The organism is Deltaproteobacteria bacterium, from assembly GCA_016183175.1.
Classification (GTDB): Bacteria; UBA10199; UBA10199; order UBA10199; family SBBF01; genus JACPFC01.
This window is the reverse complement of the sequence record JACPFC010000101.1, coordinates 1-2,841: the sequence shown is the minus strand read 5'-3', so window position 1 is coordinate 2,841 and position 2,841 is coordinate 1. Positions and strand designations below refer to the sequence as shown.

General features: G+C 54.3%; 3 protein-coding genes. 1 reads left to right on the top strand and 2 read right to left on the bottom strand.

Annotation, left to right across the window (positions count from 1 at the left end):
• Nucleotides 1-968 (top strand): alanine dehydrogenase (ald, locus tag HYU99_09730; protein MBI2340625.1); only part of this gene is annotated, 968 nt, incomplete at its 5' end.
• A 104-nt stretch (nt 969-1,072) separates the two neighbouring features.
• Here the strand turns inward: ald and HYU99_09725 are convergent.
• Together HYU99_09725 and HYU99_09720 are read right to left on the bottom strand one after the other, a co-directional pair.
• Nucleotides 1,073-1,843: a type III pantothenate kinase gene (locus tag HYU99_09725; protein MBI2340624.1), complete on the bottom strand. Its 771-nt coding sequence runs from the start codon at nt 1,841-1,843 to the stop codon at nt 1,073-1,075.
• Nucleotides 1,834-2,595, bottom strand: coding sequence for a biotin--[acetyl-CoA-carboxylase] ligase (locus HYU99_09720; protein ID MBI2340623.1), 762 nt, complete (start codon nt 2,593-2,595; stop codon nt 1,834-1,836). The genes HYU99_09725 and HYU99_09720 overlap by 10 nt, the downstream gene beginning before the upstream one ends.
• Nucleotides 2,596-2,841: the final 246 nt, after the last annotated feature.

Sequence of the window (2,841 nt, the reverse complement as noted above, 5' to 3'; positions counted from 1 at the left end):
CGGGGGAGGGGAGCGGCTTTGCCGACCGGGAATATGCCGACGAAGGGGCGGCGATGGTCTCGTCCCTTCAACAGGTTTTGCGAAAAAGCGATCTGGCGGTCAAGGTCAAGGAGCCGACGCCGGCCGAGATCGGCTTTTTTCGCGAAGGGCAGGCCCTTTTCACCTATCTTCATCTGGCGGCCATTCCCCGGACGGCCCAACTGCTGATCAAAAAGAAAATAACCGCCATCGGCTATGAGACGGTGCAGTTGGACGACGGAAGCCTGCCGCTGTTAAAACCGATGAGCGAGGTGGCGGGGCGGTTGTCCGTGCAGATCGGCGCCCACTATCTGCGCCGCGATCAGGGAGGAAAGGGAAAATTGCTGGGAGGGGTTGCAGGCGTTGAACCGGCTGTCGTCACCGTCATCGGCGGCGGGGTTGTCGGTTCGCAGGCGGTACAGGTGGCGGTGGGGATGGGGGCGAAGGTCTATGTGCTCGACCGGTCGGTGGAAAGACTGGCCCATTACGAAGAACTCTACCGGGGGAGGGTGACCACCCTCGTCTCGCAGACAAAGACCATTGAGGAAAAAATCGTGGAGACCGATCTGTTGATCGGCGCGGTGTTGATTCCCGGTGCACAGGCCCCAAAGCTGGTGAGCAAAAAAATGGTCAAGACGATGAAACAGGGTTCGGTCATCGTCGATGTGGCGGTCGATCAGGGGGGGTGCGTGGAAACCATCCGCCCGACGACGCACGTCAGGCCGGTGTACGAGGTCTTTGGTGTCATTCACTACGGTGTCACCAATATCCCCGGCTGTGTCCCGCAGACTTCGACGGCCGGCTTGACCAACGTAACCCTTCCTTACATTTTAAAGCTGGCGGAAATGGGGGTGGATGAAGCGGTGGAAAAAATCCCCGAGCTCAACCGGGGCGTGAATATCTGGAGAGGAGAAGTTGTCCATCCGGAAGTGAAGGAAGCGCTGAAATAATGTCAAATGACAAAGTTCAAATGTCAAAGGAATGACAAAAAAACAATTCCAAATTTGACATTTGCTTTTTTGAGTTTTTTTTGAACTTTGAACTTTGACATTTGTCATTCTTTTCTGTTCCATTCATAAATCAACTTAAGCCCCTTGAGCGTCAGCAGTTCATCCGTCCCGGCAATCTTCTTCGAATCCGCCGCAATCATGGGGGCGAGCCCGCCGGTGGCCAGCACCTTCGCCTTTTTTCCGATTTCTTTTTCGATTCTCTCCACCACCGAGTCAATCATCCCCGCGTAGCCGTAGTAGATGCCCGATTGCATGCTCTCCACCGTGTTTGTCCCGATGACATGCCCCGGTTTGGCGATTTCAATACGGGGAAGTTTGGTCGCGCGGGCGAGCAGTGCCTCCAGCGAAATGCCGATGCCCGGCAGGATCAAACCGCCGCGGTATTCCCCCTTTTTGGAGATGAAGTCGAATGTTGTAGCTGTCCCAAAATCGACGACGATGAGATCGGTTTTGTATTTGTGCCAGGCGGCCACCGAATTGACAATCCGGTCGGCCCCCAGTTCATCCGGGTTGTCGATGGCGATTTTGATGTTCAGTTTGACCTTGCTTGTCACATACAGGGGGGCGCATTCAAGATACCGCCGGCACATCTCGTTTAGGGCCCTCTCCATCGGCGGGACGACGCTGGAGATGATCACGCTCTCCGTCTCGCCGATGTCGCATTTTTCGTGGCGGAAAAGCTCCCGCAGATAGACGCCCCATTCATCGCCGGTCCGCTCTTTTTTCGTTTCGAGGCGCCAGTGATGTTCGAGGGTTTCCCCCTCAAAGAGGCCGATGACGGTGTTGGTATTGCCGATGTCGATGGCTAAAAGCACAAAACAATATCCCCCGAAATGATCTTTTTGCCGTCCACCACAAGAAATCCGTCTTCGTCCAAACTTTGGGCGGTTCCTTCAAATGTTTTTCCGCCATCCACCACGCGGACCTTTTTCCCCATCATGTCCGTTTTTTTCAGCCATGCTTCGCTGGCGGGGGCGAGGCCCGATTGGTCGTACTTCTCGCGCCATTTTTCGTAGGAATTAAGGCATGAGGCGGCAATCTGTTCCTGCTCCACGGCGCCTCCGAGTTCAAGGGCGAGAGAGGCGGCGATCCCGGCGGTCTCCGCGGTAAAATCTTCCTTTGCCGCGTTAGCGTTGATGCCGACTCCGACAACGGCCATCGGTTTTGACGGATGCTTTTCGCACAAAATTCCCGCCAGTTTTTTTCCCTTCAGCAAAAGATCGTTGGGCCACTTGAGCCGGATGGGAAGAGAGGGGAAGAGGGAACTCAAGGCCTCCTGAAATGCGACGCCTGCCACGAGCGTCAGCTGGAAAACTTTGGCGGGATCGGCGGGGGCGTTGTCGATTAAAGTCATCAAAATATTCTTGCCTGCGGACGATTCCCAGACGCGGTTTTGCCGTCCGCGCCCTTTTGTCTGATAGTCGGCGAGAAAGACCTCGCCGCGCTTTGAGCCTGCGTCGATGCCTCTTAATCCCCACGCATTGGTGGAATCGATGGAAGATTCAAAGTGAATGGTTTTACCGAGCCATGCGGTTTTCAGGTTTTTTTTGATTCGGGTAATGTCCATTCGCGCCATGATAAAGAACAAATCCTTGCTTCTCAAGGATAATTTCACTAAAACGGTAACAATTCAGTCTCGGTGTCTGCTTTCGGTTCCATCGGAACTCGCGGTCTTTATCATCGTCGCTTGATTTGATTGTTGGGCTTAAGAATGATCCGATCGGCGATTTGATTTCGGTGCGCTCAAACAGCCGATGGAACCTCAAGACATCCACCCGAAACTGAATTGTTACCTGAAACTTGCCGCATGCCT